This window comes from Pseudodonghicola xiamenensis DSM 18339 (assembly GCF_000429365.1).
Lineage (GTDB): Bacteria > Pseudomonadota > Alphaproteobacteria > Rhodobacterales > Rhodobacteraceae > Pseudodonghicola > Pseudodonghicola xiamenensis.
The window spans coordinates 64,657-87,094 of record NZ_AUBS01000008.1 but is presented as its reverse complement, the minus strand read 5'-3'; the positions used below and the strand labels follow the sequence as shown (position 1 = coordinate 87,094).

The 22,438-nt window shown below is 63.8% G+C and carries 24 protein-coding genes; 9 read left to right on the top strand and 15 right to left on the bottom strand.

The features are described from left to right. Positions 1–23 precede the first annotated feature (23 nt). The 11 genes from G455_RS0110750 to secG form a co-directional block, all read right to left on the bottom strand. Positions 24–1,358, bottom strand: coding sequence for a glutamine synthetase family protein (locus G455_RS0110750; RefSeq protein ID WP_028093711.1), 1,335 nt, complete (start codon positions 1,356–1,358; stop codon positions 24–26). A 182-nt stretch (positions 1,359–1,540) separates the two neighbouring features. Then, positions 1,541–2,347: an ABC transporter permease gene (locus tag G455_RS0110745; protein ID WP_028093710.1), complete on the bottom strand. Its 807-nt coding sequence runs from the start codon at positions 2,345–2,347 to the stop codon at positions 1,541–1,543. Then, complete coding sequence (locus G455_RS0110740) at positions 2,344–3,237, bottom strand: ABC transporter permease (RefSeq protein WP_028093709.1); 894 nt, start codon at positions 3,235–3,237, stop codon at positions 2,344–2,346. The genes G455_RS0110745 and G455_RS0110740 overlap by 4 nt, the downstream gene beginning before the upstream one ends. 83 nt (positions 3,238–3,320) lie before the next feature. Further along, positions 3,321–4,043, bottom strand: a complete 723-nt coding sequence (locus G455_RS0110735; RefSeq protein ID WP_028093708.1) for a transporter substrate-binding domain-containing protein — start codon at positions 4,041–4,043, stop codon at positions 3,321–3,323. A 32-nt stretch (positions 4,044–4,075) separates the two neighbouring features. After that, the gene (locus G455_RS0110730) at positions 4,076–4,855 is read right to left on the bottom strand and encodes an ABC transporter ATP-binding protein (RefSeq protein WP_028093707.1); all 780 of its coding nucleotides are present in this window, start codon (positions 4,853–4,855) and stop codon (positions 4,076–4,078) included. Between the two features lie 23 nt (positions 4,856–4,878). After that, on the bottom strand, positions 4,879–5,007 hold the full coding sequence (locus tag G455_RS27095) for a hypothetical protein (protein WP_268246073.1): 129 nt from the start codon (positions 5,005–5,007) through the stop codon (positions 4,879–4,881). 20 nt (positions 5,008–5,027) lie between these two features. Continuing rightward, positions 5,028–5,465, bottom strand: coding sequence for a tellurite resistance TerB family protein (locus G455_RS0110720; protein ID WP_028093706.1), 438 nt, complete (start codon positions 5,463–5,465; stop codon positions 5,028–5,030). A 43-nt stretch (positions 5,466–5,508) separates the two neighbouring features. Next, positions 5,509–5,952: a tellurite resistance TerB family protein gene (locus G455_RS0110715; RefSeq protein ID WP_028093705.1), complete on the bottom strand. Its 444-nt coding sequence runs from the start codon at positions 5,950–5,952 to the stop codon at positions 5,509–5,511. A 43-nt stretch (positions 5,953–5,995) separates the two neighbouring features. Next, complete coding sequence (locus G455_RS0110710) at positions 5,996–6,289, bottom strand: DUF1330 domain-containing protein (RefSeq protein ID WP_028093704.1); 294 nt, start codon at positions 6,287–6,289, stop codon at positions 5,996–5,998. A gap of 495 nt (positions 6,290–6,784) precedes the next feature. Further along, complete coding sequence (locus G455_RS0110705; RefSeq protein WP_028093703.1) at positions 6,785–8,428, bottom strand: CTP synthase; 1,644 nt, start codon at positions 8,426–8,428, stop codon at positions 6,785–6,787. A 158-nt stretch (positions 8,429–8,586) separates the two neighbouring features. After that, entirely contained in the window at positions 8,587–8,955 is a 369-nt protein-coding gene (gene secG, locus G455_RS0110700; protein ID WP_028093702.1) for a preprotein translocase subunit SecG, read from the bottom strand. A gap of 126 nt (positions 8,956–9,081) precedes the next feature. On the opposite strand from secG, the gene nthA reads away from it, so the two are divergent. The 5 genes from nthA to G455_RS0110675 all read left to right on the top strand — a co-directional run bounded on the left by nthA (position 9,082) and on the right by G455_RS0110675 (position 12,456). After that, entirely contained in the window at positions 9,082–9,705 is a 624-nt protein-coding gene (gene nthA / locus G455_RS0110695; protein WP_028093701.1) for a nitrile hydratase subunit alpha, read from the top strand. Beyond that, positions 9,702–10,379: a nitrile hydratase subunit beta gene (nthB, locus tag G455_RS0110690; protein WP_028093700.1), complete on the top strand. Its 678-nt coding sequence runs from the start codon at positions 9,702–9,704 to the stop codon at positions 10,377–10,379. Before nthA ends, nthB begins: the two co-directional genes overlap by 4 nt. Then, positions 10,376–10,717 carry a nitrile hydratase accessory protein gene (locus G455_RS0110685; RefSeq protein ID WP_028093699.1) on the top strand — a complete coding sequence of 114 codons (342 nt, stop codon included), beginning with the start codon at positions 10,376–10,378 and terminating at the stop codon, positions 10,715–10,717. The genes nthB and G455_RS0110685 overlap by 4 nt, the downstream gene beginning before the upstream one ends. Positions 10,718–10,897: 180 nt before the next feature. Next, the gene (locus tag G455_RS0110680; protein ID WP_028093698.1) at positions 10,898–12,193 is read left to right on the top strand and encodes an adenylosuccinate synthase; all 1,296 of its coding nucleotides are present in this window, start codon (positions 10,898–10,900) and stop codon (positions 12,191–12,193) included. A gap of 5 nt (positions 12,194–12,198) precedes the next feature. Continuing rightward, complete coding sequence (locus G455_RS0110675; RefSeq protein WP_028093697.1) at positions 12,199–12,456, top strand: DUF2842 domain-containing protein; 258 nt, start codon at positions 12,199–12,201, stop codon at positions 12,454–12,456. Between the two features lie 3 nt (positions 12,457–12,459). On the opposite strand, the gene G455_RS0110670 is transcribed toward G455_RS0110675, so the two are convergent. Together G455_RS0110670 and G455_RS0110665 are read right to left on the bottom strand one after the other, a co-directional pair. Next, positions 12,460–12,924: a GNAT family N-acetyltransferase gene (locus tag G455_RS0110670; RefSeq protein ID WP_028093696.1), complete on the bottom strand. Its 465-nt coding sequence runs from the start codon at positions 12,922–12,924 to the stop codon at positions 12,460–12,462. Positions 12,925–13,091: 167 nt separating this feature from the next. Beyond that, positions 13,092–15,143: a hypothetical protein gene (locus G455_RS0110665; protein WP_028093695.1), complete on the bottom strand. Its 2,052-nt coding sequence runs from the start codon at positions 15,141–15,143 to the stop codon at positions 13,092–13,094. A gap of 138 nt (positions 15,144–15,281) precedes the next feature. On the opposite strand from G455_RS0110665, the gene G455_RS0110660 reads away from it, so the two are divergent. Beyond that, complete coding sequence (locus G455_RS0110660; protein ID WP_028093694.1) at positions 15,282–15,947, top strand: thiamine diphosphokinase; 666 nt, start codon at positions 15,282–15,284, stop codon at positions 15,945–15,947. Here the strand turns inward: G455_RS0110660 and G455_RS0110655 are convergent. Both G455_RS0110655 and G455_RS0110650 read right to left on the bottom strand, forming a co-directional pair. After that, the gene (locus G455_RS0110655; protein WP_028093693.1) at positions 15,931–16,851 is read right to left on the bottom strand and encodes a DMT family transporter; all 921 of its coding nucleotides are present in this window, start codon (positions 16,849–16,851) and stop codon (positions 15,931–15,933) included. The two genes, G455_RS0110660 and G455_RS0110655, sit on opposite strands and share 17 nt — an antisense overlap. A gap of 150 nt (positions 16,852–17,001) precedes the next feature. Further along, on the bottom strand, positions 17,002–18,375 hold the full coding sequence (locus G455_RS0110650; protein ID WP_028093692.1) for an L-serine ammonia-lyase: 1,374 nt from the start codon (positions 18,373–18,375) through the stop codon (positions 17,002–17,004). A gap of 327 nt (positions 18,376–18,702) precedes the next feature. Between G455_RS0110650 and G455_RS0110645 the strand changes: the two genes are divergently transcribed. The 3 genes from G455_RS0110645 (at position 18,703) to G455_RS0110635 (ending at position 22,300) form a co-directional block, all read left to right on the top strand. Further along, complete coding sequence (locus G455_RS0110645; protein ID WP_028093691.1) at positions 18,703–19,848, top strand: NADH:flavin oxidoreductase/NADH oxidase; 1,146 nt, start codon at positions 18,703–18,705, stop codon at positions 19,846–19,848. 371 nt (positions 19,849–20,219) lie between these two features. Beyond that, positions 20,220–21,008 carry a ribose-5-phosphate isomerase RpiA gene (gene rpiA / locus G455_RS0110640; RefSeq protein ID WP_028093690.1) on the top strand — a complete coding sequence of 263 codons (789 nt, stop codon included), beginning with the start codon at positions 20,220–20,222 and terminating at the stop codon, positions 21,006–21,008. Between the two features lie 230 nt (positions 21,009–21,238). Then, positions 21,239–22,300, top strand: a complete 1,062-nt coding sequence (locus G455_RS0110635; protein ID WP_154664368.1) for a hypothetical protein — start codon at positions 21,239–21,241, stop codon at positions 22,298–22,300. Positions 22,301–22,438: the final 138 nt, after the last annotated feature.

Below are 22,438 nucleotides of genomic sequence, written 5' to 3'. Positions count from 1 at the left end.
GGGGCCCGAACGCCAGGGCACGATCACACCGTGTCGAGATAGATTTCAACCTGCTCGGCCGGTGACAATTCAGCCATATAGTGCAATTCCTGTCGCTTTGTCAGTGTCAGATTGCGGATCAGTTCGGCCGGGAAGATGCGCGGCATCAGCGGGCTGTTGGCGAAGGTTTCGATCGCCTTGCCCCAGTCCGTGGGCACTTGCGGCAGGTCGAGATCATAGGCGTTGCCGGAAATGGGGGCAGGCGGTTCGATCCGGTCTTCGATACCGACCAGCGCGGCACCGAGAATGGCAGCGACGGTCAGATAGGGGTTCACGTCGCCCCCCGCGACCCGGTGTTCGATCCGACGCGCCGCCGGATTGCCCGATGGCACCCGCACCGCCGAGGTCCGGTTCTCATAGGCCCAGCAGATGCGCGTCGGCGCATGGGCGCCAGGCACCAGCCGGTCATAGCTGTTGGCATGGGGCGCGAAGACCAGGGTGGAATCATGCATCGCCGTCAGGCAGCCGCCGATCGCGTGGCGCAGCGTATCGGTGCCACGGGGACCGCCATCATCGAAGATGTTGTTACCATTCTCGTCAAGGATCGAGAAATGCATATGCAGTCCCGAGCCGGAGTAATCCTCGTAAGGCTTGGCCATGAAGGAGGCGGCGAAACCGTGCCGACGCGCCATGCCCTTGACCAGCATCTTGAACAGCCAGGCATCGTCTGCGGCGCGCAGCGCGTCGTCCTGGTGCATCAGGTTGATCTCGAACTGGCCAAGGCCCGCCTCTGAAATCGCGGTGTCGGCGGGGATATCCATAGCCTCGCAGGCGTCATAGAGATCGGTGAAGAAGGTGTCGAAGGCATCGAGCGCCCGTATTGACATGATCTCAGCCGCCTTGCGGCGCTTGCCCGAGCGCGGCGACAGCGGCACCTGCAGCGACTTGCCGCTGTCGTCGATCAGGAAGAACTCAAGCTCTACCGCGACAACAGGGGTCAGCCCCCGCGCCTTGTACCGTTTCAGCACCGAGGCCAGGGCATGGCGCGGATCGCCGTCGAAGGGGCGGCCATCGTCATAGAACATCCAGATCGGCAACAGCGCGGTGGGCGCCTCGAGCCAGGGCATCGGTACAAAACCACGTTCGGTCGGCTTCAGCACCCCGTCGCGGTCGCCGCTTTCAAAGACCAGTGGGCTGTCATCGACATCCTCGCCCCAGATATCGAGGTTCATCACCGACAGCGGAAAGCGGGTGCCGTCGGTGACGACCTTGTCGGCGAAACGGGCGGGGACGCGTTTACCGCGCGGCTGGCCGTTCAGATCGGCGGCGGCGACACGGATGGTTCGGACCTGGGGCGTCTTGCGCAGCCAGGATTTCATCGCATTGGCGGACATAGTTTCAATCGTTCCGTAATTTGATCAAATTATGGATAGCGAGCCGCGCCCCGGTTTGGCAAGTGATAAAGCCGGTAGGTTGTCGGTTCAGGGGGAAACCGCGTCAGATTGCGCAGCTTTCGGGCGCCTGGCCAAGGTTGGCGGGGCGGACCAAGGCGGGGCGGGGCTCAGCGCAGAAGGTTGGGTCGGATACGCAGCGGGCGGCGGCGCTCGGTCGGCAGATGCCGGTTCAGGCGCTTGTTGATCAGGCCGAAAACGCTCACCACCGTCAGCGTCAGCAGAATGAAATACATCGCCAGGATCGGGTAGGGGATGAAGGGGTTGAAGGTCTTGTCGGCGAAATAGCTGGCATAATACAGCGCATCGCCCCGCTGCTGGCGTGCCGGAAAGCCCGAGAAGAAGACCAGTGTGGTGGCATGGAACAGAAAGATCGCCTCGTTGGTATAGGCGGGCCAGGCCAACCGCAGCATGGTCGGCCAGGTGATCTTTCTGAACTTGTTCCAGCCGGTGAACCCGTAGGCATCCGCCGCCTCGAGATCGCCGCGCGGGATCGACAGCAGCGCGCCATAGAAGATTTCACCGGAGTAGGCGGCGGTGTTGAAGAACAGCACCACCAGCGCCCCCAGCCAGGCCGAGGTAAAGGCGTCGAAGAAGGGCGAGACCCCCTTGAGGCTGAGAAAGAGGAAATAGGCGAAGAAAAACTGGATAAACAGCGGCGAGCCGCGAAAGACGAAGATGAACCATTCTGCGGGTTTGCGTAGCAGCCGGTGGCGGGAGGATTTGCCGACCGCAAGCGCGGTGGCCAGAAAGAACCCGGCCAGCAGCGCCAGCAGGCCGAAATAGATGTTCCACATCATGCCCGAGCCTATCAGCGTGAACTGCTGGCAAAGCGTGAAATCATCGCGCGGCAGCAGCCGTTCGCCGATACCGATCGCGCGCAGGCCATAATCCTGAACGGTCTGCCAACAGCTCATGGCGGGCCTCCTGCGCTGCGTCGCTGTGCCTCGCCGGCGGCGGTGGCCTGGCCATGCGATAGCCGGCGCATGATGCGTGTCAGCACCATTTCGGATAGGCGGGTGAAGACCAGATAGAACACCAGCAACACCAGGAAATACCACATCCGCCAGTCGCCATGCGGGTAATCGGTGAAGCGCGCGGTCTTCGACCCGCCCAGTTCGCGCGCCCAATAGACGATATCCTCGACCCCCAGCAGGAACAGAAGCGGGGTCGCTTTGATCAGCACCATCCACAGGTTCGACAGCCCGGGCAGCGCATAGACCCACATCTGCGGCACCAGGATGCGCCAGAACGCCTGCCGGTGCGACATGCCATAGGCCTCGGCGGTTTCGATCTGGGGCCGGGGCACGGCGCGCATCGCGCCATAAAGCACATTCCCGGCGAAGGCGCCGAAGACAATGGCGAAGGTCAGCACCGCGAGGAAGAAGCCATAAGTTTCATGCACCCATTGTGGGGCTGTTCCCAGGGGCAGTTTTGCCGCCGGGCAGACCACGAAATCATTGCCCTGTCGGATCGGCTGATCCCAGTCCGGGCATTTGATCTCGTGCCGGAGCCATTCGAACCCCTGATCCAGCGCGATCACGAAGAACAGGAAAAAGGCGATGTCGGGCACGCCGCGCACGATGGCGATATAGAGCTTTCCCAGCCAGCTCAGCGGCGCGAAATGCGAGCGAGCGGAGGCGGCGGCGCCGAAGCCGAACAACAGCGCCGCCGGCGCGGTGATCGCCAGCAGCAGCAGCACGACCCCGAAGGAGCCGTAAAAGGCCAGATGTTTGCCGGTTGTCAGATAGCAGGCAAACCATTGCCATTGCGGCAGGGTGGAGGGATCTGAACAGACGCTGAAAATGGCGGGCCTCATGCGGCAGGCGGGCGAAGAGGGTCAGCGGGCGCATCGGGTGCGGAAAGGCCCCCGGCGCGCCCGCTGACAGATCAGAAGTGCGGCGAATCCTCGCCGAGATACTCGATGATCAGATTGTTCAGGCTGCCGTCGGCCTTCATCGACTTGATCGCCGCGTCGAATTTGCCGCGCAGCTCGGGGTCGGATTTGCGGAAGGCCATGCCGATGCCGCCGCCCAGCGGCAGGTCGTCGCCGACGAAGACCAAGGCGCCGCCAGATTCCTCAACCACCGGGATCAGGTAATCCTTGTCGGCCAGCACCGCGTCGGCCTCGTCCGATTGGACAGCGGCGACGGTTTCATCGGGCGACGGGAATTCAAGCAGGGTGGCGCCGGTGCTGGCGATATGCGCCGCCTGGATGGTGCCGGTCTGTGCCGCGATCACCCCGTTTTCGATATCGGCATCGGCGGATTTCGCCATATAGGCCGAGGGCGACGGCGGCGTGTAGTTTTCCGAGAAATCAACAACTTGCTTGCGCTCGTCGGTGATCGACATGCCGGCGATGATAGCGTCATAGTTGCCGCTGACCAGGTTCGGGATGATCGAATCCCAGTCATTGGTGACCCATTCGCAGGTCAGTTCGGCGCGTTTGCACAGCTCGTCGCCCAGCACGCGTTCGAAACCGGCGACCTGGCCGTTGTCGTCAATGAAGTTATACGGAGGATAGGCACCCTCTGTCCCCAGACGCACGGTTTGCGCCGCCCCCATGCCGGCGGTCAGGGCCAGCAGCGCCGTACCGAGAATGAGATGTTTCATGACTGGTAACTCCCTAATGTTATTGGGTTTTGTTATGCCGCGTGGGACGTCGAGGACAAGAACCCGCGCAGGCGTTCGGATTTCGGCGCGCCAAACAACAGGTCGGGCGGGCCCTGTTCCTCGATCAGCCCTTGATGCAGGAATACCACGTGATCCGAGACATCATGGGCCATCTTCATGTCGTGGGTGACGATGATCATGGTGCGCCCTTCCTGGGCGAGCGCCTTGATCACCTTGACCACTTCCTGTTCCAGCTCGGGATCGAGTGCGCTGGTGGGTTCGTCGAACAACAGCGCCTCGGGTTCCATGCACAGCGCCCGGGCGATGGCCGCGCGTTGCTGCTGGCCCCCGGAAAGCTGCGCCGGATAGGCATCGCATTTGTCGCCGATTCCCACCTTGGCCAGATAGGCGCGGGCTGCCGTTTCGACCTCGCCCCGATTCCGGCCCAGCACTGTCAGCGGCGCTTCCATCACGTTTTGCAGGATGGTCATATGGGCCCAGAGGTTGAACTGCTGGAACACCATCGACAGGTTGGTGCGGATGCGCAGCACCTGCTTGGGGTCCGCGGGACGGCGGTTCAGCCCTTGCCCGCGCCATTTCACCGCCTCTCCCTTGAACAGGATGTCGCCCTTCTGGCTGTCTTCCAGCAGGTTGGCACAGCGCAGCAGCGTCGATTTGCCAGATCCAGAGGAGCCGATAAGCGAAACCACATCGCCCTTATGGGCGGTGATATCGACGCCTTTCAGAACCTCCAGGTCGCCATAGCTTTTGTGCAGGTCGCGAATCTCGATGACAGGGGGCGTGTCCGGCACGGGGGCTCCGTCTGTTGCGTCGTTTACGCGGCATTGGGCCGGAAATTCATTTGCATTGCAACGTTCAAATTGGACAGGAGCGAGCGGAAACCGACCAGTTGACCAATGGTCAAGCGATTTTCGCCGCTGGCGGCGGCGGTCGATCCGGTCATGTCCCTGCCGTGTCGGAGGTTTACCCCTGTGCCGCCTTTTGCCGCGCCAGGGCCGAGTCGCGATCGTTCACCCCCAGCAGATTGGCGACCAGCCGCAACAGCGCGTCTTCCTCGTCGTCGCGGCTGCCATCGGCCAGGGCCACCGACCATGCGGCCTCTATCACCGCGCGGCGGGCCTCGTAAGGGACCGCCTCCTTGATTGCACGGGTAAAGCGGACCGTGTCGGGGGCCTGTTTCTCAAGCTCTTCAGCCTCGCGGCGCAGATGCGCGACCTCGAAGGGAGACAGCCCATAGCGCGCGGCAACGATGCGGTCGATGCGGTCGCGCTCGGTTTCGGCATAATCGTCATCGGCCCGGGCCACGCGCACCAGAAGCGCGGTCAGCGCCAGACGGGCGTCGCCATCGTCAAGCGGGGCGGGGGTGGGCTGGATCAGCCGGGAAAGGAAATCCTGAAGCATGGCACCGATATAGCGGCGGCGGAGGGACGGGCCAAGGCCGCCGTCACATCCGCGCGATCACCCTTTCGCGCGCGGCCTTGCTGTCGGCCAAGCTGAGCCCCATCGCACGGCAGGCCTCGTCGACGATCTTCAATTCGCCTTCCTTCTGGGTGCCATCGGCCAGAACCACCTCCCACAGCGCTTCCAGCGCGGCGAGCCGTTCTTCCAGCCCGGTGGTTTCGCGGATCAGCTTGCCGAAGGTATCGGTCTCGGGCGCGGCGGTGTGCAGTTTCTCGCAGGTGGCACGAACCTTGGCGGCCTCGATCGGATTGTGTTCGTACATCCGTGACAGGATGCGGTCGATCAGGCTGATTTCCTCGACCTGATAGGCGCGGTCCGATTGCGCGACGCGCACCAAAAGCGCCCCCAGTGCCAGTTCGGCATCCGGATCGGGCAGCGGTGCGGTGGCTTCCGCCGGACGGAAGCTCTGGAAGAGTTTCTTCAGCATGGGGGGAAGTTTACCTGCTTTGCGCAATGCAGCCAAGCGACCTTCAGCCATCATAGCCCTCGACAATGATCAGGTCTCCGGTGGACACCGGATCGCGCAGCGCCTTGGCGGCCTGATAGCCAGCGCTTTCATAGCAGGCGACAGCCTTTTCATAGCTGTCGAATTCGATCACCACGGTGCGTTGGCGGCACTGCCCCTCGCGCTGCTCTTGCGGCGCGCCGCGCACCAGGAACTTAGCGCCATATTCGGCAAAGGGCGCGGCATTGGCGGCACGATAGGCCTCATAGGCCTGGGGGTCGTCGACATCGACATGGGCAACCCAATATCCTTTGGGCATCTCTCGTCCTCCTGCAATCATTGGCGCGACTCTGGCGCTGGCAACGGGGCTTGGCAAGGGTCTGCGTGGCGGCCTCTGGCCGTGTGCGTGTCGCGGACAGCCCAGGGCAGGGAAGCCACAAGCGGGATCGGTGCCGTTTCGGCTTTGCCATGCGACCGGTTTGCGCCACTCTCCTCCCCGGGGGAGACAATGTTGAAGGAGTGGATATTGAAACGATTGATATTGGTGGCGGCGACGCTTTCCGCCCTCTTGTCCGGTCCGGCGGCTGCCGGTCGTCCGGGGCCGGCATCTCTGCTGTTGACGGTGCAGGAGGTCGGGCATGGGGGCGGGTGCCGCAAAAGCTCTCCGCCGGGGAAATGCTGCCATATGCAGAAAAGTACCGGCAAGGTGCATTGTCACTGATCTTGGTCGGGGCGCGATTCTGATCCGCCTCGCCGATATAATAACGCCCCGGCCATCGGTCGGGGCGCGTTCTGTTTCCGGGACAGGGCAGGATCAGACCAGCCTGCTGGCCTCTTTTGCTGCGCGGACGAAGCCTTTGAACAGCGGGTGCGGATCGAAGGGTTTCGATTTCAGCTCCGGGTGGAACTGCACGCCGATGAACCAGGGGTGATCCTTCCATTCGACGATCTCGGGCAGCCGACCATCAGGCGACATGCCGGAGAAGGCCAGGCCGCAGGCCTCGAGCTGATCACGATACTTGATGTCGACTTCATAGCGGTGGCGGTGGCGTTCCTCGATATTGAGCGCGCCATAGACCTCGGCCACCCTGGACCCTTCCTTGAGCACCGCGTCATAGGCGCCAAGGCGCATGGTGCCGCCCTTGTCATCCTCGGTGCTGCGCTTGACCTTGTAGTTGCCCTGCACCCATTCCTTGAGGTGATAGACGACGGGCTCGAACCGCTTCTTGCCGGCTTCGTGATCGAATTCCTCCGAGCCCGCAGTGGTCAGGCCCGCGACATTGCGCGCCGCCTCGATCACCGCCATCTGCATGCCGAGGCAGATGCCCAGATAGGGCACCTTGTGCTCGCGGGCGAATTGCGCCGCCTTGATCTTGCCTTCGGTACCACGTTCGCCAAAGCCACCGGGCACCAGGATGGCGTCATAGCCTTCCAGATAGGGGGCGGCATCTTCGTGATCGAAGATTTCCGCATCGACCCATTCGATCTTGACCTTCACCCGATTGGCCAGCCCGCCATGGGTCAGCGCTTCGGCGATCGACTTATAGGCGTCTTCGAGCTGGGTGTATTTGCCGACGATGGCGACCTTGACCTCACCTTCCGGGTTCTCGATCCGGTCGGCCACATCTTCCCAGCGCGACAGCTCGGGGCGCGGGGCGGGGCTGATCTGAAAGGCGTCCAGAACCGCCTGATCCAACCCTTCGCCGTGATAGGCCAGCGGCGCCTCGTAGATGGATTTCAGATCCTGTGCCGCAATCACCGCCTCAGGCCGCACGTTGCAGAACAGCGCCAGCTTCTCGCGTTCCTTCTGTGGGATCGGCCCCTCGGAGCGGCAGACCAGGATATCGGGCGCCAGTCCGATCGAGCGCAGCTCTTTCACGCTGTGCTGGGTCGGCTTGGTCTTCAGCTCGCCGCTCGCCTTGATGAAGGGCAAGAGCGTCAGATGCATGAACAGGCATTGGCCGCGCGGCTTTTCCTGGCTGAACTGGCGGATCGCCTCGAAGAACGGCAGGCCTTCGATGTCGCCCACGGTGCCGCCGATCTCGCAGAGCATGAAATCGACCTCATCCTCGCCGATGCGGATGAAATCCTTGATCTCGTTGGTGACATGCGGAATCACTTGGATGGTCTTGCCCAGGTAGTCGCCGCGGCGCTCCTTCTCCAGCACGTTGGAATAGATCCGGCCCGAGCTGACCGAGTCGGTCTTGCGGGCCGCAACCCCGGTGAACCGTTCGTAGTGGCCTAGGTCCAGATCGGTCTCGGCGCCGTCGTCGGTGACGAAAACTTCGCCATGCTCAAACGGCGACATCGTGCCCGGATCGACGTTCAGATAGGGGTCGAGCTTGCGCAGACGCACGGAAAATCCGCGTGATTGCAGCAGCGCTCCCAGCGCCGCCGATGCCAGCCCCTTACCAAGAGAGGACACAACCCCGCCGGTGATGAAGATGAAACGCGCCATGGTTCGGCTGCCCCCGTGATTAGCCTGCAATTCAGTGCCCGCCCGGTTTCGAAAACCGCAGCACCACGGGACTCCATCCTTACAGGATTCGCATAACAAAGGCAAGGGAACCGCAAGATGCTGTTGCGGTCCCTTGTGAATTTCCAAGGTGTTGTAGCTTAGTCGGCGCGCGGTACCAGCGGCGCATTGTCACCCGGTGCCGGCGGCAGCAGGTCGGAGCCCGCCGGCGCGGCAGGCGTCGCATCCTGCTCTTGCGCCGGGGCGGAGACGCCCAGCCGGTCGATGACCGAGGTTCCCGCCGATTTTTCCGCTGCGATGATGGTCAGCGCGATCGAGGTCACGATGAAGGCTGCGGCCAGCACCCAGGTGACCTTGGCCAGCGCCGTCGCCGCCGCGCGTCCGCTCATCACGCCGCCACCGCCACCGCCGCCCATGCCGAGGCCACCGCCTTCCGAGCGCTGCAACAGCACGACGGCGATCAGGCCAACGGCCAGGATGAGATGGATGATGAGGACGACGTTTTCCATGAGTTCCTGCGGCGCTTGCTCGGTTCGCGGGGTATGTAGGGAAGTTTGCCGCGCGGGGCAAGCAATCAGTTGGCACCGGTGCTAGGGACTCGACAAATCGCGGGCAACGCGCTCATGCTGCGGGGCATGGCACACGATCATCACGACCACGACCATGCGCATGCCCTGCTGCCGCCCGATCCGGCGCTCAGGGTGCGGGCACTGGAGACATTGCTCAGTCGCAAGGGGTTGATCGACCCCGCCGCGCTGGACGAGATCATTGATACATATCAGAACCGTATCGGCCCGAAGAACGGCGCGCAGGTGGTTGCTCGCGCCTGGGCCGATCCGGAGTTTCGCGCGGCCTTGCTGGCGGATGCGACACCGGTTGTCGCCGATCTGGGGTTTTTTGGCCGGCAGGGGGAACATATCGTCGCCGTCGAGAATACCGAAGAGGTTCACAATATGGTCGTCTGCACCCTGTGCAGCTGCTATCCGTGGCCGCTTTTGGGAATTCCGCCGGCTTGGTACAAATCCGATGCCTACCGCGCGCGTGCGGTGCGTGAACCGCGGGCGGTGCTGGCCGACTTCGGCGTCACCCTGCCTGAAGGGGTCAAGCTGCGGGTCTGGGATTCGACGGCCGAGGTCCGCTATCTGGTGATCCCCCGCCGCCCCGCCGGCACCGAGGGGATGAGTGTCGATGACCTGGCCCGGCTGGTCACCCGCGACAGCATGATCGGCACCGGTCTGGCGCGGGAGCCGGGGGCATGACCCGGGTGCATGACATGGGCGGGCGGTTCGGCGATGGCCGGATCGACCCGGGCCACCCCGAGGATCCGATCTATGCCCAGGACTGGCATGCCCGGGCGCTGGCGGTGACGCTGGCCGCGGGTGCGCTGGGGCAGTGGAACATCGACATGTCGCGACATGCGCGGGAAAGGCTGTCGCCGCGCGATTACACCGATTTCAGCTATTACGAAAAATGGATTTCGGCGCTGGCCGATCTTCTGGTCGACACCGGGGTGCTGAGCGCCGACGATCTGGCCGGGCAGGGGGACGATACGCGCCATCCGCTGGCCGAGCGCGCGCTGAAGGCCGAGGATGTCGCGGCGGTACTGGCGCGTGGCGGGCCGGCCGATCGGCCGATGACTGGCATGCCCGCCTTCGCCCCCGGTCAACGGGTGCGCTGCCTGCGCCCGGCCGCAAACCGGGCGGTCGATGGCGGGCACACCCGTCTGCCCGCCTATGCCGCCGGGGCCGAGGGGCAGATTCTCCGCTGTCATGGCGCCCATGTCTTTCCCGACAGCAATGCCCATGGATTGGGCGAGGCGCCCGAGCCGCTCTATACGGTGGTCTTCGCCGCGGCGGAGCTCTGGGCGCAGCCGGAGCGGCCCGGGGACGAGGTGATGCTGGACCTCTGGCAATCCTATCTGGAGCCGGCATGACCGATCTGGCCCCCGACCCCGTCTTCAGCGCCCCCTGGCACGGGCAGGTCTTCGCGCTGACCGTTCATCTGAACGAGACCGGGCAATTCGACTGGTCCGAGTGGACCGCGCGGTTTTCGAGGACCCTGGCGGCACATGGTCTGTCGCGTGAGCTGGATGGAGGCGATGATTATTTCACCGCCTGGCTGGAAACGCTGGAGGCGATCCTGGCGGAGATCGGCCATGCCGCTCCGCCCGAGGTCGAACGCCTGCGCGCCGCCTGGGAGGCCGCCTATCTGTCGACGCCGCATGGCGATCCGGTGCATCTGCACGCGGGGGAGGACCCCGACAGATCGTGACGCAGCGGGCCCAATGCCGCCTCCGGCCTGCCCAGTGACGGGGGCAAGGCCGGGGCTTCGCTTTCCGCCTCCTGCAACTCCGTCTCGACTTTGGTGCATAACATCCAGATTCCGGTTTCCCTGCTGCGACGGCATCGCTATACGGGCTCGGGTTTGAATAAACGCAGCAAAGGACCTGATATGGCCAATGTCGTCGTTGTCGGCGCCCAGTGGGGCGACGAGGGGAAGGGCAAGATCGTGGACTGGCTCTCGGAGCGTGCCGATGTGATCGCGCGCTTCCAGGGCGGTCACAATGCCGGGCACACTCTGGTCATCGACGGCCAGGTCTACAAGCTGAACGCGCTGCCTTCGGGCGTTGTGCGCGGCGGCAAGCTCAGCGTGATCGGCAACGGGGTGGTTCTGGACCCCTGGCACCTGGTGTCCGAGATCGCCAAGATCCGTGAGCAAGGGGTGGAGATTTCCCCTGAAACGCTGATGGTGGCCGAGAATACGCCGCTGATCCTGCCGCTGCATGGCGAGCTGGACCGCGCCCGTGAAGAGGCCGCCGCCAAGGGCACCAAGATCGGCACCACCGGGCGTGGCATCGGCCCGTGCTATGAGGACAAGGTGGGTCGCCGCGCCATCCGCGTCGCCGACCTGGCCGACCGTGCCACGCTCGAGGCGCGTGTCGATCGGGCGCTGACCCACCACAACGCGCTGCGCGCCGGGCTCGGGCTCGAGCCGGTCGACCGCGACGGGCTGATCGCCAAGCTGGAAGAGATCGCACCCGAGATCCTGCAATATGCCGCCCCGGTCTGGAAAGTGCTGACCGAAAAGCGCAAGGCTGGCAAACGCATCCTCTTCGAAGGCGCGCAGGGCTCGTTGCTGGATATCGACTTCGGCACCTATCCCTTCGTCACCTCGTCGAATGTGATTGCCGGTCAGGCGGCCACCGGTGTCGGCATCGGGCCGGGGTCGATCGACTTCGTGCTGGGGATCGTCAAGGCCTATACCACCCGCGTGGGCGAAGGCCCGTTCCCGACCGAGCTGACCGATGAAACCGGCGAACGGCTGGGCGAACGTGGGCGGGAATTCGGTGTGGTCACCGGCCGCAAGCGTCGCTGTGGCTGGTTCGATGCCGCCTTGGTGCGCCAGACCTGTGCCGTTTCCGGCGTCAACGGTATCGCGCTGACCAAGCTCGACGTGCTCGACGGCTTCGACACGCTGAAGATCTGCGTCGGCTACGAGCTGGACGGCGAGCGGCTGGATTACCTGCCCACCGCGTCCGATCAGCAGGCCCGCTGCACGCCCGTCTACGAGGAAATGCCGGGCTGGTCGGAATCGACCGAAGGCGCGCGGAGCTGGGCCGATCTGCCCGCCAATGCGATCAAATACGTGCGCCATATCGAAGAGCTGATCGACTGCCCGGTCGCGCTGCTCTCGACCTCGCCGGAACGCGAGGATACCATCCTCGTCACTGACCCGTTCGAGGATTGATGCCGATGGCCGGTGACCCCACTCTCAGCTACAAGGCCCGGCGGCGCTGGTCGCTGGTGATCCTGCTGGTGGGGATGCCGGCCTATATCGTCGTGGCGGTGACGCTGCTGAACTGGCTCGACCGGCCTCCGCTCTGGGTGGAACTTCTGGTCTATGTGGCGCTCGGCATCCTCTGGGCGCTGCCGTTCAAATTCGTCTTTCGCGGGGTCGGCCAAGCTGATCCCAAGGCGGAGGACGACCGTGACGAGAGCGAAGAGCCCTAGCGCCTAGGGCTCTTTCCGCGCCGGCAGACGGCGTTTCTGGAAACCGGTTTTCGACTGTTCGAACCCCGCGCCGGCATAGAAGGCGAGGGTGGCAGGCGTCTTCGATCCGGTCATCAGCATCACCTTGTAACAGTCTTCCCGCCAGGCCGCTTCGGTCGCGGCGTCCAGTATTGCCTTGCCGTAACCGCGCTGGCGAAACCGCGCATGGGTCACCACGTTTTCGATCAGCCCATAGGGACGGCCGCCGCGCGTCAAATTGGGGATGACCACCAATGTGCAGGAACAGGCGGGCAGCCCATCGACCTCCCCCAGAAAGATGGCGCTGCCGGGATAGCGGAGGAACCGGTCAAAGCTCTCTGCTGCCTGCCGGGGCGTCGGGCGGGTATCCTCGGCGTCGAGGTGTCGATAGAGATCGAGCAAGGGGTCGAGATCGTCGTGATCCGTCGGTCTGATCTTGAGCTGGTCCATGGCGCGACGCTGCCGGTTGCCGAGGACGGGCGCAATGGGGAAATGCAGTGGGGAAATGGGGCTGGGTGGCGGCCTGTGTCCCAGGCGAAAAATGAAAAGGCAGGCGCAAGGCCTGCCTTTCCCCCAGGTGGGCGGGCTTTCAAAAGCCGCGCCGCGAAATCTTCGGTTCAGCCCGCCGCGCGGGTGGACGATGTCGGCTGGAAGCCGATCTCTCCCGAGGCGACGAAGCGGCCCGGGTCCTTCTTGACGATCTTGCCTTCGCGCAGCAGCACGCCGAAGCTGCGCAACCCGTCCTCGCGGTTGAACTCCTCGACGGAGGCCTCGCGCGCCTTGTGGATCAGTTGCGGGCGGGTGAATTGTTCGCGCCCCTCGACGAATTGCATATAGGCGGCGGCGGCTTCCAGCAGGGCGGGCAGCTCGGTCGCGCCCATCTCATGGGCAAATTGCGCAAAACTGCCAGAGGGCACCTCGGTCGGACGCGGCGCTTCGTGGGCTGCGGCGACGCGGCGCGGGCGCACCGGGCCGGGGCGCGCCGGTGCCGGCGCCATGTCGTCGACCCGCTGTTCGGCCACCAGTTTCAGCGGCGCCGGGCGCGGCTCACCGCCGCGGCGGCCTTGTGGTGCGCTCGCGGCAGGACGGCGCGGATGTACCACCCGGGCGAGATCGTCGCGATAGGCATCGGCATCGGGGTGTTTCGGCGCCAGCCCGCTGGCGGAATTCTCCGCCTCGGTGGCGGCGACGGCGGCGCGCAGATGCGAATAGGTCTCGCGGGTGGAGGCGGTTTCCGGGTCGTCCAGCCGGGCGTCGGCGGCGGCCATCAGGCGCGACAGGTCGGACTGGCTGTCCTCGGTGGCGGCGGCGGCCTGCGCGTCTGCTGTCACGAGGTGATCCGCAGCGATGGCGGTGCCGGTCTCTTCCTCCTCGATATCATCGCCGCGCAGCTCGGCCTCGACCTCTGCCAGTTCGCGCATCAGATCGGCTTCGTCCTCGGGCGAAAGCGTGCCGGGCGGCAGCGGATGGGCTGGCCGTTGCGGATGCGTGAGAGTGACGGCGATATGATCGTCGGCGCTGCTGTCCTCGTCGTCCTCGACTTCCAGTTCGATATCGGCGTCTTCGTCGTCTTCGACTTCCTCGAGATCGCCTGCGGCGAGCGCGGCTTCAAGCTCGGCGCGTTTGATCTTGAGCACCCGGGCATGAGGCCGGTCGCCTTCCTCGGAGAGGTCGTCGTCGGCGGTCTCATCAGCATCGGCGGCAGCCTGCGGTGCATCTCGGTCGAGATCGGCGAACAGCGTGTCGTCGTGATCGTCCTCGCGGATGGCGTCCTCTTCCGGCTGGGGCAGCTCGTCGGTCAGGACCAGCGGAACCTCTGGCGTCTGTTCACTGGCAGGTCCCTCGGCAGCTTCCTCAATCCGGGTTTCGATCTCGGGTGCGATCTCCTCGTGGTCCTCGTCGAGCGCTGCGGCGATGTCGCGCGCAGCCCGGGCCAGGAAATCGTTGTCCGAATGCTGATCGTCGGCATGCACTGCCGCAGGGGCCGCCTTTTCGTTGCGTGACACCACGGCGCGGATGCGCTGCAGCTTGGCGGCGATGCTGTCGGGCGATGCCGCAGGGGACTCGGTGACCGGATCGGCCATCAGTTCGGCCAGTTCGGTCTCCTCGTCCTCCTCGATGTCCTCGACCGGTTCTGCGGTGGCCATGAAGGCCGCGACCGCATCCTGATTCGGGACCGCCTCGGCGAGTGTCGCTTCGCCAAGGTCCGCCAGCATCGGTTGGGTCGTGGTTTCGACCGTTGCGGGCGCTGCCTGGGCGGAGGCTTGAGGCGCATCGACCGGCTGCGCGGCAGCGGCCTGCGGGGTGGTTTGTTCGTCCTGCTGCGCTTCGGCTTCGGCCAGCGTGGCCTCGGCGACGATGTCATCCTCGGTCGGGGGCATTGGCCTGGCCGGGGGCATTGGCGCCGGGCCGGCTTCGGCGGCGCGCAGATAAAAGCCCGAACCGTCGCGGCGCGCCTCCACCTGGCGGGCGATCTCACGCTCGGCAATGCGGGCCAGCATGTCGGCATCCGGCTGTGGCGGTTCGGCTCCGAAATAGCGGTCGTCAGCAGCCAGATCGCGGAAATATTCCGCAATCGCCTTCATCGTGTCGAACGAGTCCTCGAACCCTTCGAGCGTGCACGAGAATGTGCCGTATGAAACGGTCAACACCTTGTTGCTTTGTACCATAGGCTGCTCGTCCTTTTAAAAACCGTTGGACTGACCTAACACCCCGGACAAGACAAATTCGGTCCGAATCTGTGCCCATCACCGTATCATTTTGTGACCAGATTGTGATCTGTTTCCAAAAGCATCATAAATCGCGATATGAACTCAATCATTGTCCAGTCTGAAGTCCCTGTTACCTTGATCGGCGGTGGTGCTGTCGGTGTCAACGATCTGGAAACGGCGCTGGCACTTGCGCCTGAGCTGGTGGCGGCCGATGGGGGCGCCGCTGCGGCGCTGGCGGCAGGATATATGCCCCAGGCGGTGATCGGTGATTTCGATTCCATCCCGGAAACGGTGCGGGCGCGGATTCCGGCCAGCCGGTTGTTTCCCATCGGGGAACAGGAGAGCACGGATTTCGACAAGGCGCTGCGGTCGGTTGCGGCGCCCTTGGTGGTGGCGGTGGGGTTTCTGGGCGATCGCGTCGATCACCAGCTTGCCGCGTTCAACGTGCTGGTGCGCCATGCGCATCGCCCCTGTATCCTGCTGGGCGCCCACGAGGTGGTTTTCCATGCCCCGGCGCGGCTTCGTCTCGATCTGCTGGCGGGAGATGTGGTGTCTCTATTTCCGATGGGGCGGGTGACGGGCCGTTCGGACGGGCTCGAATGGCCGATCGACGGGCTCCACTTCGCGCCGGACGGGAGGGTTGGTACATCGAATCGGGCGCTGGGACCGGTCACCATCGAAACCGACGGGCCGGGGATGCTGACGATCCTGCCGCGGCGGGCGCTGATGGCGGTGGCGGCGGCGCTCAGCCGGGGGACTTAGCGGCGCGGGCCATCGCGCGGGCCATGGCGCGTTCGCGCAGCACGATATACAGGCCCGCGGCAATGGTGATCAGGATGCCGATCGCGGCCTCGTCATTGGGCAGATCGTGGAAGATTACCCAGCCGACGAAGGTGGCAACGGGGATTTCCAGATATTGCATCGGCGCCAGCGTGGCGGCCGGGGCATAGCGCAGCGACCAGGTCATCACCAGATGCGCGGCAGTGCCGAGGACGCCGATGGCGAGAAGGCGCAGCCAGTCGCCGAGGTTGGGCGCGACCAGGCTGAGGATCTCGATGTCGTTGCTCTGTCCGATCAGCAGAACCGGCAGCATGATCGCGCAGGCGATCACACCGCTGATTGCCTGCAGGCCGATCGGGTCGGTATCCTTGGCCAGTTGACGGGTGACCAGCATGAACAGGGAGAAGACCACTGCCACGCCGAGGGGCAGCAGCGCCGGCCAACCGACCGAGGCAAAGCTTGGCTGGATCACCAGAAGGGTGCCGCCGAAGCCTACCGCACAGGCGGCCAGTCGGCGGAAACCGACCTCTTCGTGCAGTACGAATTTGCCCAGCAGCAGCATCAGGAAAGGCATCACGAAGGCGATCGCGGTGGCGTCGGCCAGCGGCAGGAATCTGAGCGCCGAGAACATGAAGCCGATGCCGCTCATGTGCAGCAGGGTACGCAGGACCATCAGCCAGAAGATGCGCGGCGACATGCGCCACAGCCGGCCGCTTTGCGCGACGATCGGCAGCAGCAGGATCGACTGTGTTGCAAAGCGCGCCAGCAGCAGCTGGCCCAGCGGCACATGACCGCCCAGAAGTTTGGCCACCGCATCGCCCATGGGGGCGATCACGCAAAACAGCAGCATGAAGATTATGCCCAGAACGGGCCGATCATCGGTCATGCATGAACGCTAGGGGGCAAAACGGAATCCTGCAAGTTCCGGGTGAAGGGGAATTTTTTCCCCGTCACGTCGAAACCGGCGCCGGCTGTGTCTGATCGTGGAAGCAAGCTGCGGTTGGCCGGACACGCTATCAGGACTGCATCGGATCTTTCAGCAGTTCGGCACGTTCACCGCCAGCCCCCCCAGCGAGGTTTCCTTGTAATGCTCATGCATGTCCCGACCGGTTTGCCGCATCGTTTCGATACAGGCGTCGAGCGGAACGAAATGCTGGCCGTCGCCGCGCAAGGCCAAGCTCGCTGCGCTGACCGCCTTGATCGCCCCGAGGCCGTTGCGTTCGATGCAGGGCACCTGCACCAGCCCCTTCACCGGATCGCAGGTCATGCCCAGATGATGCTCCAGCGCGATCTCGGCGGCGTTCTCGATCTGCTCGGGCGTGCCGCCCATCACTGCGCAGAGGCCGGCTGCGGCCATGGCGGCGGCGCTGCCGACTTCGGCCTGGCAACCGGCCTCGGCGCCTGAGATCGAGGCGTTGTATTTCACCAACCCGCCAATCGCGGCAGCGGTCAGCAGGAATTCCTCAATCCGTGCGGGGGTGGCGCCGGGCACATGGTCCAGCCAATAGCGGATCACCGCCGGCACCACACCGGCGGCGCCATTGGTGGGCGCGGTCACTACCTGACCGCCAGCAGCGTTCTCTTCGTTGACGGCCAGCGCATAGACGGAAATCCAGTCGTTGATCACATGCGGCGCCGAAAGATTCATGCCGCGCTCTGCCTGCAGCGCATCATGGATGCCCTTGGCGCGGCGTCGGACCTTTAGCCCGCCGGGCAGGATGCCGTCGGTGGTCAGTCCGCGGTCGATGCAGGCGTTCATCACCTCCCAGGTCCGGGCGATCCCCTTGGCCAGAGCGTCCCGGCTGCCGCGTGAAATCTCGTTGGAGCGTTTCATCGCGGCGATGGTCTTGCCGCTGGTTTGCGCCATCTCCAGCATCTGGGCGGCTGAGCGGAACGGATGGGGGACGGGGGGGCCGTCATCGGTATCCCGGCCTGCGGCGAGTTCGGCTTCGGTCAGCACGAAGCCGCCCCCGACAGAATAATAGACTTCGCGCAGGATGACGTCGCCTTGGGCATCGGTTGCCATCAGCACCATCGCGTTGGCGTGTCCGGGAAGTGGCGTGTCATAGTCGAAGATCAGATCGCGATCGGGGGCGAAGCGCAGGTCGCCCAGATCGTCGACCGGAATGGTTTTTGTCCGGTGGATCGCCGCCAGCACGGCTTCGGCTTTTTCACCGTCATAGGTGTCGGGGCGGAAGCCGGCGAGCCCGAGGATCGTCGCCCGGTCGGTGGCATGCCCGACGCCGGTGAAGGCCAGAGAGCCGTGTAACGAAGCGCGGAGCCCGGTCACGCCGAAGGGGGCGGCGCGGATCCGATCAAGAAATCGCGCCCCGGCAACCATCGGCCCCATGGTATGCGAGGAGGAGGGACCGACGCCCACTTTGAACATATCGAAGACAGAGAGGAACATGTCGCTGGTGGATCCTTCAGGCGGGAGGAGGAGGGGAGGGGGTGAAAAAGACGTCAGCCCGCCCGCGATCCTTCCGCGCCGGACGGGAGGCGGGCGCAGTTGTGTCGGAGGTGTCATGAAGGTGGTCAGGCAGGCTCATGCGGTGATCCTAGCAGGCCGCAGCGACAAGGGGGCGCCACAAAACGACGTTTCCTATCGGAAACAAGTCATCTCCGGCACTTGTGAACGCCCGTGCTGCAGGATGATCTCGGGCCGATTGCGGGCGCGACCCCCGGCAGGATAGCTTGTGCCCGACTCGAGATAAACAGTAACGCCCGGAGCTTCGCCTTGACCGATACAACGCATCTTTTTCGCCCGCTTTCTCTGCGCGGGATCACCAGCCGCAACCGTGTGGTGATTTCGCCGATGTGCCAGTATTCCGCGCATGAGGGGCATCTGGATGATTGGCACCTGGTCAACCTCGGACGCTTCGCCATGGGCGGGGCCGGGATCATTTTCACCGAGGCGACGGCGGTGCAGAAGGGCGGGCGGATCACCCATGGCTGCCCCGGGCTTTGGTCCGACAGCCAGATCATCGGCCATGCCCGGGTGGCGCAATTCGCATTGCAACATGGTGCCATCCCGGCAGTGCAGCTTGGCCATGCCGGGCGCAAGTCTGGGATGCAGCGGCCTTGGTTCGGCAACGGCCCGCTGACCGAGGCCGACCTTGCCCGGGGGGATATGCCCTGGACGCCGGTCGGCCCGTCGGAGATCCCGGTGGGCGAGGGCTGGCCGATGCCCCATGCACTGAGCAAGGCCGAGATCGCCACGTTGGTTGAGGATTTTGCCGCCGCCGCCCGCCGGGCACTGGCTGCCGGTTACAAGATCGTCGAGGTGCACGGCGCGCATGGCTATCTGATCCATTCCTTCCTGTCGCCGCTGTCGAACAGGCGGACCGATAGATATGGCGGTGATCTGGAGGGGCGGATGCGGTTGGCGCTGGAGGTGACCGAAGCGGTACGGGCCATCTGGCCCGAGGATTTGCCGGTGTTCTTCCGCATCTCCGCCGTTGACGGTGATCCGGCGGGCTGGACCCTGCCCGATACGGTGGAGCTGGCCAAACGGCTGAAGGTGCTGGGTGTCGACGTGATGGATTGTTCCTCCTCCGGCATCGCCGGGGCGGCGACGGCGGCGGGCGGCGGCAAGCGTCAGCCCGGGTTCCAGGTGCCCTATGCCGATGCCGTGCGGCGCGAGGCAGGCCTTGCCACCATGGCCGTCGGCCTGATCACCCATCCGCAGCAGGCCGAGGATATCCTGACCGAGGGCAAGGCCGATCTGATCGCCATCGGGCGTGAGGCTCTGGTTGATCCGATGTGGGCGCTGCATGCCGCTCAGGCGCTGGGCCATGATACGGACTACAGCACTTGGCCGGCGCAGTCGGGCTGGTGGCTGGCAGGACGCGAGAAGACTTCAGACTTTTATCAACCGAAGTGATGTCTTTCCTGTCGCGCGTGGGGACGTGAGAGGAAGCGCCTTCAGTCGTGCACATCGACCCGACGGGCGGCGATCCGCTGCCCGTCGGCGCATGCGCATGCGGAGGCCGAGGAGGGGGATGTTGACGGCCCGCCAGCCAGTCCAGTGTCTGACCGATGGCAACGCCGGTGTCGAACTGTCCGCCCTGGGCGCTCAGTGTCAGAAACATGGCGCAATTCCTCGATCTGATGAAAAAGGTGATTGCCCGAGTGCAAAAGGCGCACCAGCCACCGACATTGTCACCAGCCGCTCAGGGCGGGGATGAATAGCACTCGCAGAAGCGGGGCGCGTTGCCTATAAGTTGAGTGACCCTGTGACAAAGAGGCTGTGCCATGACCGGAGAATTGTCCCCAATCGACAAGGCCAAATTCGTCGCTGCCCGCCGGGCGGCCGATTACGTCGAAGACGGGATGCGCGTGGGCTTGGGAACCGGCAGCACCGCCGCCTGGCTGGTGCGCTGTCTGGGGGAATTGGTGCGTCAGGACGGGTTGAAATTCAAGGGCGTGCCGACCTCGACCCGCACCGCCGCGTTGGCCCGCGAAGTGGGGATCGAGGTGATCGGCCTGGACGAGGCCCGCTGGCTCGACCTGACCATCGACGGGGCCGATGAATATGACGGCGATCTGAACCTGATCAAGGGCGGTGGCGGCGCGCTGCTGCAGGAAAAGATCGTGGCGACGGCCTCGGACCGGATGGTAGTGATTGCCGATGCCGGCAAGAAGGTCGAGACGCTGGGGGCCTTCCCGCTGCCGGTCGAGGTGGTGCCCTTCGGATGGCGTACCACTCAGGCGCTGGTCGAGGAAACCTTGATCTCGATGGACGTTCTGGGCCGCGATGCGACGCTCAGAATGAACGGTGAGGCGCCCTTCGTCACCGACGAGGGCAACTTCATCCTAGATTTGCATCTGCACCGTATCGGCAACCCGCGGCAATTGGCGCTGGTGCTGAACCAGATGCCGGGCGTGGTTGAAAACGGGCTTTTCATTGATATCTGCGACACGGTGGTGATCGGCCATGGCGACGGCCGGGTCGAGCTGCATGACATCAACGAGGGCACGGTCGAGCATGACAGGCTGAACTTCGTCGAAAGCGAAAACCTGTTTACAGATCTGTCGGAGTAAAGGTTGATACGAGGCGCCCATTCTCGCCACCTTGCCAGCTTCCCCGATTTCAGGGAAATTGCATTCTATCGTCTGTTGTTTTCAGATTGATTTCCTTGAAGTCGATTGTGTGGCGTTGTTTTTTTGCGGATGATTTGTTTTTCATCAATATGTGACGGTCTTCGTATTTGAATTTTTGACTGGAAAAGTGATTCCCGGAGAGCCTGTTTGGGTATTTTGGGGGTGTTTTCATGTCTTCTTTTATTAAAGCTTTGCTGTCGCTCGGTGCAGTCGTCGGATTGGTGGCCTGTGGTTCGCAGCCGGTTAATGCGCTGGACAATATGACGATCAGTGTCGGGAATGATGGTGAGATTTCCAGGCCGGTCAATTTCAATTATCCGCTTCAATCCCGGTTCCTCGCGATCAATGGGCAACTGCCGGTCCCGGCGCCGGGCGCCTCCTGCCTTGCCAGCAGCTTTCGGGTGGCGAATTCGATCATTTGCTTCAGCAGCGACGGCAGCACTCATGTTTTGACGAGGACATTCAAGTTCAAGAAAGCGGCAGGTGAGATTTCGGAAGAGGCCGCGGTTCAAGCTGTGAAAACTGAACTGATGGAGCTGAATGTTCTGATCGTGAAGCTTGTCGCAGCAAGAGCGTTTCTGGCTGAAGCTCAGGCGAAAAAAGGCACCTCATCTGCCGATCTCTCGACACTCGCAAACAAGGTCACGCAGGCGAATACCTCGGTGGACGAAAAGGCCAACGAGGTGGCGCAGGCTTTGGCGCGGAACAACCTCTTTATCTTCCGTTGGGCGGGAGCGGCCGAGGGAGGCGGCTCTGTCAAGTTGGCCGATGTGCTTTCAGGCAGAGGAGAAGTTTCACATTCGCAGAGCGGGCTGGTCATCGTCGCCGGACTGACTGTGTCTCAGCTAATGATCGGGGTTGATGATTTCAAAGATGATTTCAATAAATTCCCCGATGGAGCAAAAATTGCGACGCTGACGATGGGGGCGGAACATTTGTCATTCTTGACGAACGCCGATATCGGCGCGGCTTTGCGGGGGCGTTTCTCGGGGACGTTGGAAACTGCGCAAAGCTCCCTTTCTGCAACGACGGAGATTACCGCGCGAGTCTATGCAGCGATCGAACGGGCGCAGGAAAATCAGGGTCAATTTTCCGCACCAGAGATAGGCAGGCAAGAACTTTCGGACTACGAAGAAGGTGCGTCGTCGCAGCAGATTTTCTACGCCACAATGACGGATATCGGCAGTCTGATGAAAAACTTGTCGAAAACCGCGGGGGCGCGTTCGCAGTAGGGGCGCGATTGGCCTTCGGGGCGGGCGGCCCCTTTCCGGGACCTTTCGTCTCATGGCTTGTCCATTCTGTGGTCTCTCAATCCGACGGCAGACCAAACCCGCGCCGGGCCGTTTCTTCGGGCGGCGCCGGGGGGCCGT

Bases quoted from the DNA above. Each gene is read 5' to 3' on its own strand.
- G455_RS0110750 (WP_028093711.1), bottom strand. From the start codon at position 1,358: ATGAAATCCTGGCTGCGCAAGACGCCCCAGGTCCGAACCATCCGTGTC.
- G455_RS0110745 (WP_028093710.1), bottom strand. From the start codon at position 2,347: ATGAGCTGTTGGCAGACCGTTCAGGATTATGGCCTGCGCGCGATCGGT.
- G455_RS0110735 (WP_028093708.1), bottom strand. From the start codon at position 4,043: ATGAAACATCTCATTCTCGGTACGGCGCTGCTGGCCCTGACCGCCGGC.
- G455_RS27095 (WP_268246073.1), bottom strand. From the start codon at position 5,007: ATGACCGGATCGACCGCCGCCGCCAGCGGCGAAAATCGCTTGACCATT.
- G455_RS0110720 (WP_028093706.1), bottom strand. From the start codon at position 5,465: ATGCTTCAGGATTTCCTTTCCCGGCTGATCCAGCCCACCCCCGCCCCG.
- G455_RS0110715 (WP_028093705.1), bottom strand. From the start codon at position 5,952: ATGCTGAAGAAACTCTTCCAGAGCTTCCGTCCGGCGGAAGCCACCGCA.
- G455_RS0110710 (WP_028093704.1), bottom strand. From the start codon at position 6,289: ATGCCCAAAGGATATTGGGTTGCCCATGTCGATGTCGACGACCCCCAG.
- G455_RS0110705 (WP_028093703.1), bottom strand. From the start codon at position 8,428: ATGGCGCGTTTCATCTTCATCACCGGCGGGGTTGTGTCCTCTCTTGGT.
- secG (WP_028093702.1), bottom strand. From the start codon at position 8,955: ATGGAAAACGTCGTCCTCATCATCCATCTCATCCTGGCCGTTGGCCTG.
- nthA (WP_028093701.1), top strand. From the start codon at position 9,082: ATGGCACACGATCATCACGACCACGACCATGCGCATGCCCTGCTGCCG.
- nthB (WP_028093700.1), top strand. From the start codon at position 9,702: ATGACCCGGGTGCATGACATGGGCGGGCGGTTCGGCGATGGCCGGATC.
- G455_RS0110685 (WP_028093699.1), top strand. From the start codon at position 10,376: ATGACCGATCTGGCCCCCGACCCCGTCTTCAGCGCCCCCTGGCACGGG.
- G455_RS0110680 (WP_028093698.1), top strand. From the start codon at position 10,898: ATGGCCAATGTCGTCGTTGTCGGCGCCCAGTGGGGCGACGAGGGGAAG.
- G455_RS0110675 (WP_028093697.1), top strand. From the start codon at position 12,199: ATGGCCGGTGACCCCACTCTCAGCTACAAGGCCCGGCGGCGCTGGTCG.
- G455_RS0110670 (WP_028093696.1), bottom strand. From the start codon at position 12,924: ATGGACCAGCTCAAGATCAGACCGACGGATCACGACGATCTCGACCCC.
- G455_RS0110665 (WP_028093695.1), bottom strand. From the start codon at position 15,143: ATGGTACAAAGCAACAAGGTGTTGACCGTTTCATACGGCACATTCTCG.
- G455_RS0110660 (WP_028093694.1), top strand. From the start codon at position 15,282: ATGAACTCAATCATTGTCCAGTCTGAAGTCCCTGTTACCTTGATCGGC.
- G455_RS0110655 (WP_028093693.1), bottom strand. From the start codon at position 16,851: ATGACCGATGATCGGCCCGTTCTGGGCATAATCTTCATGCTGCTGTTT.
- G455_RS0110650 (WP_028093692.1), bottom strand. From the start codon at position 18,375: ATGTTCCTCTCTGTCTTCGATATGTTCAAAGTGGGCGTCGGTCCCTCC.
- rpiA (WP_028093690.1), top strand. From the start codon at position 20,220: ATGACCGGAGAATTGTCCCCAATCGACAAGGCCAAATTCGTCGCTGCC.
- G455_RS0110635 (WP_154664368.1), top strand. From the start codon at position 21,239: ATGTCTTCTTTTATTAAAGCTTTGCTGTCGCTCGGTGCAGTCGTCGGA.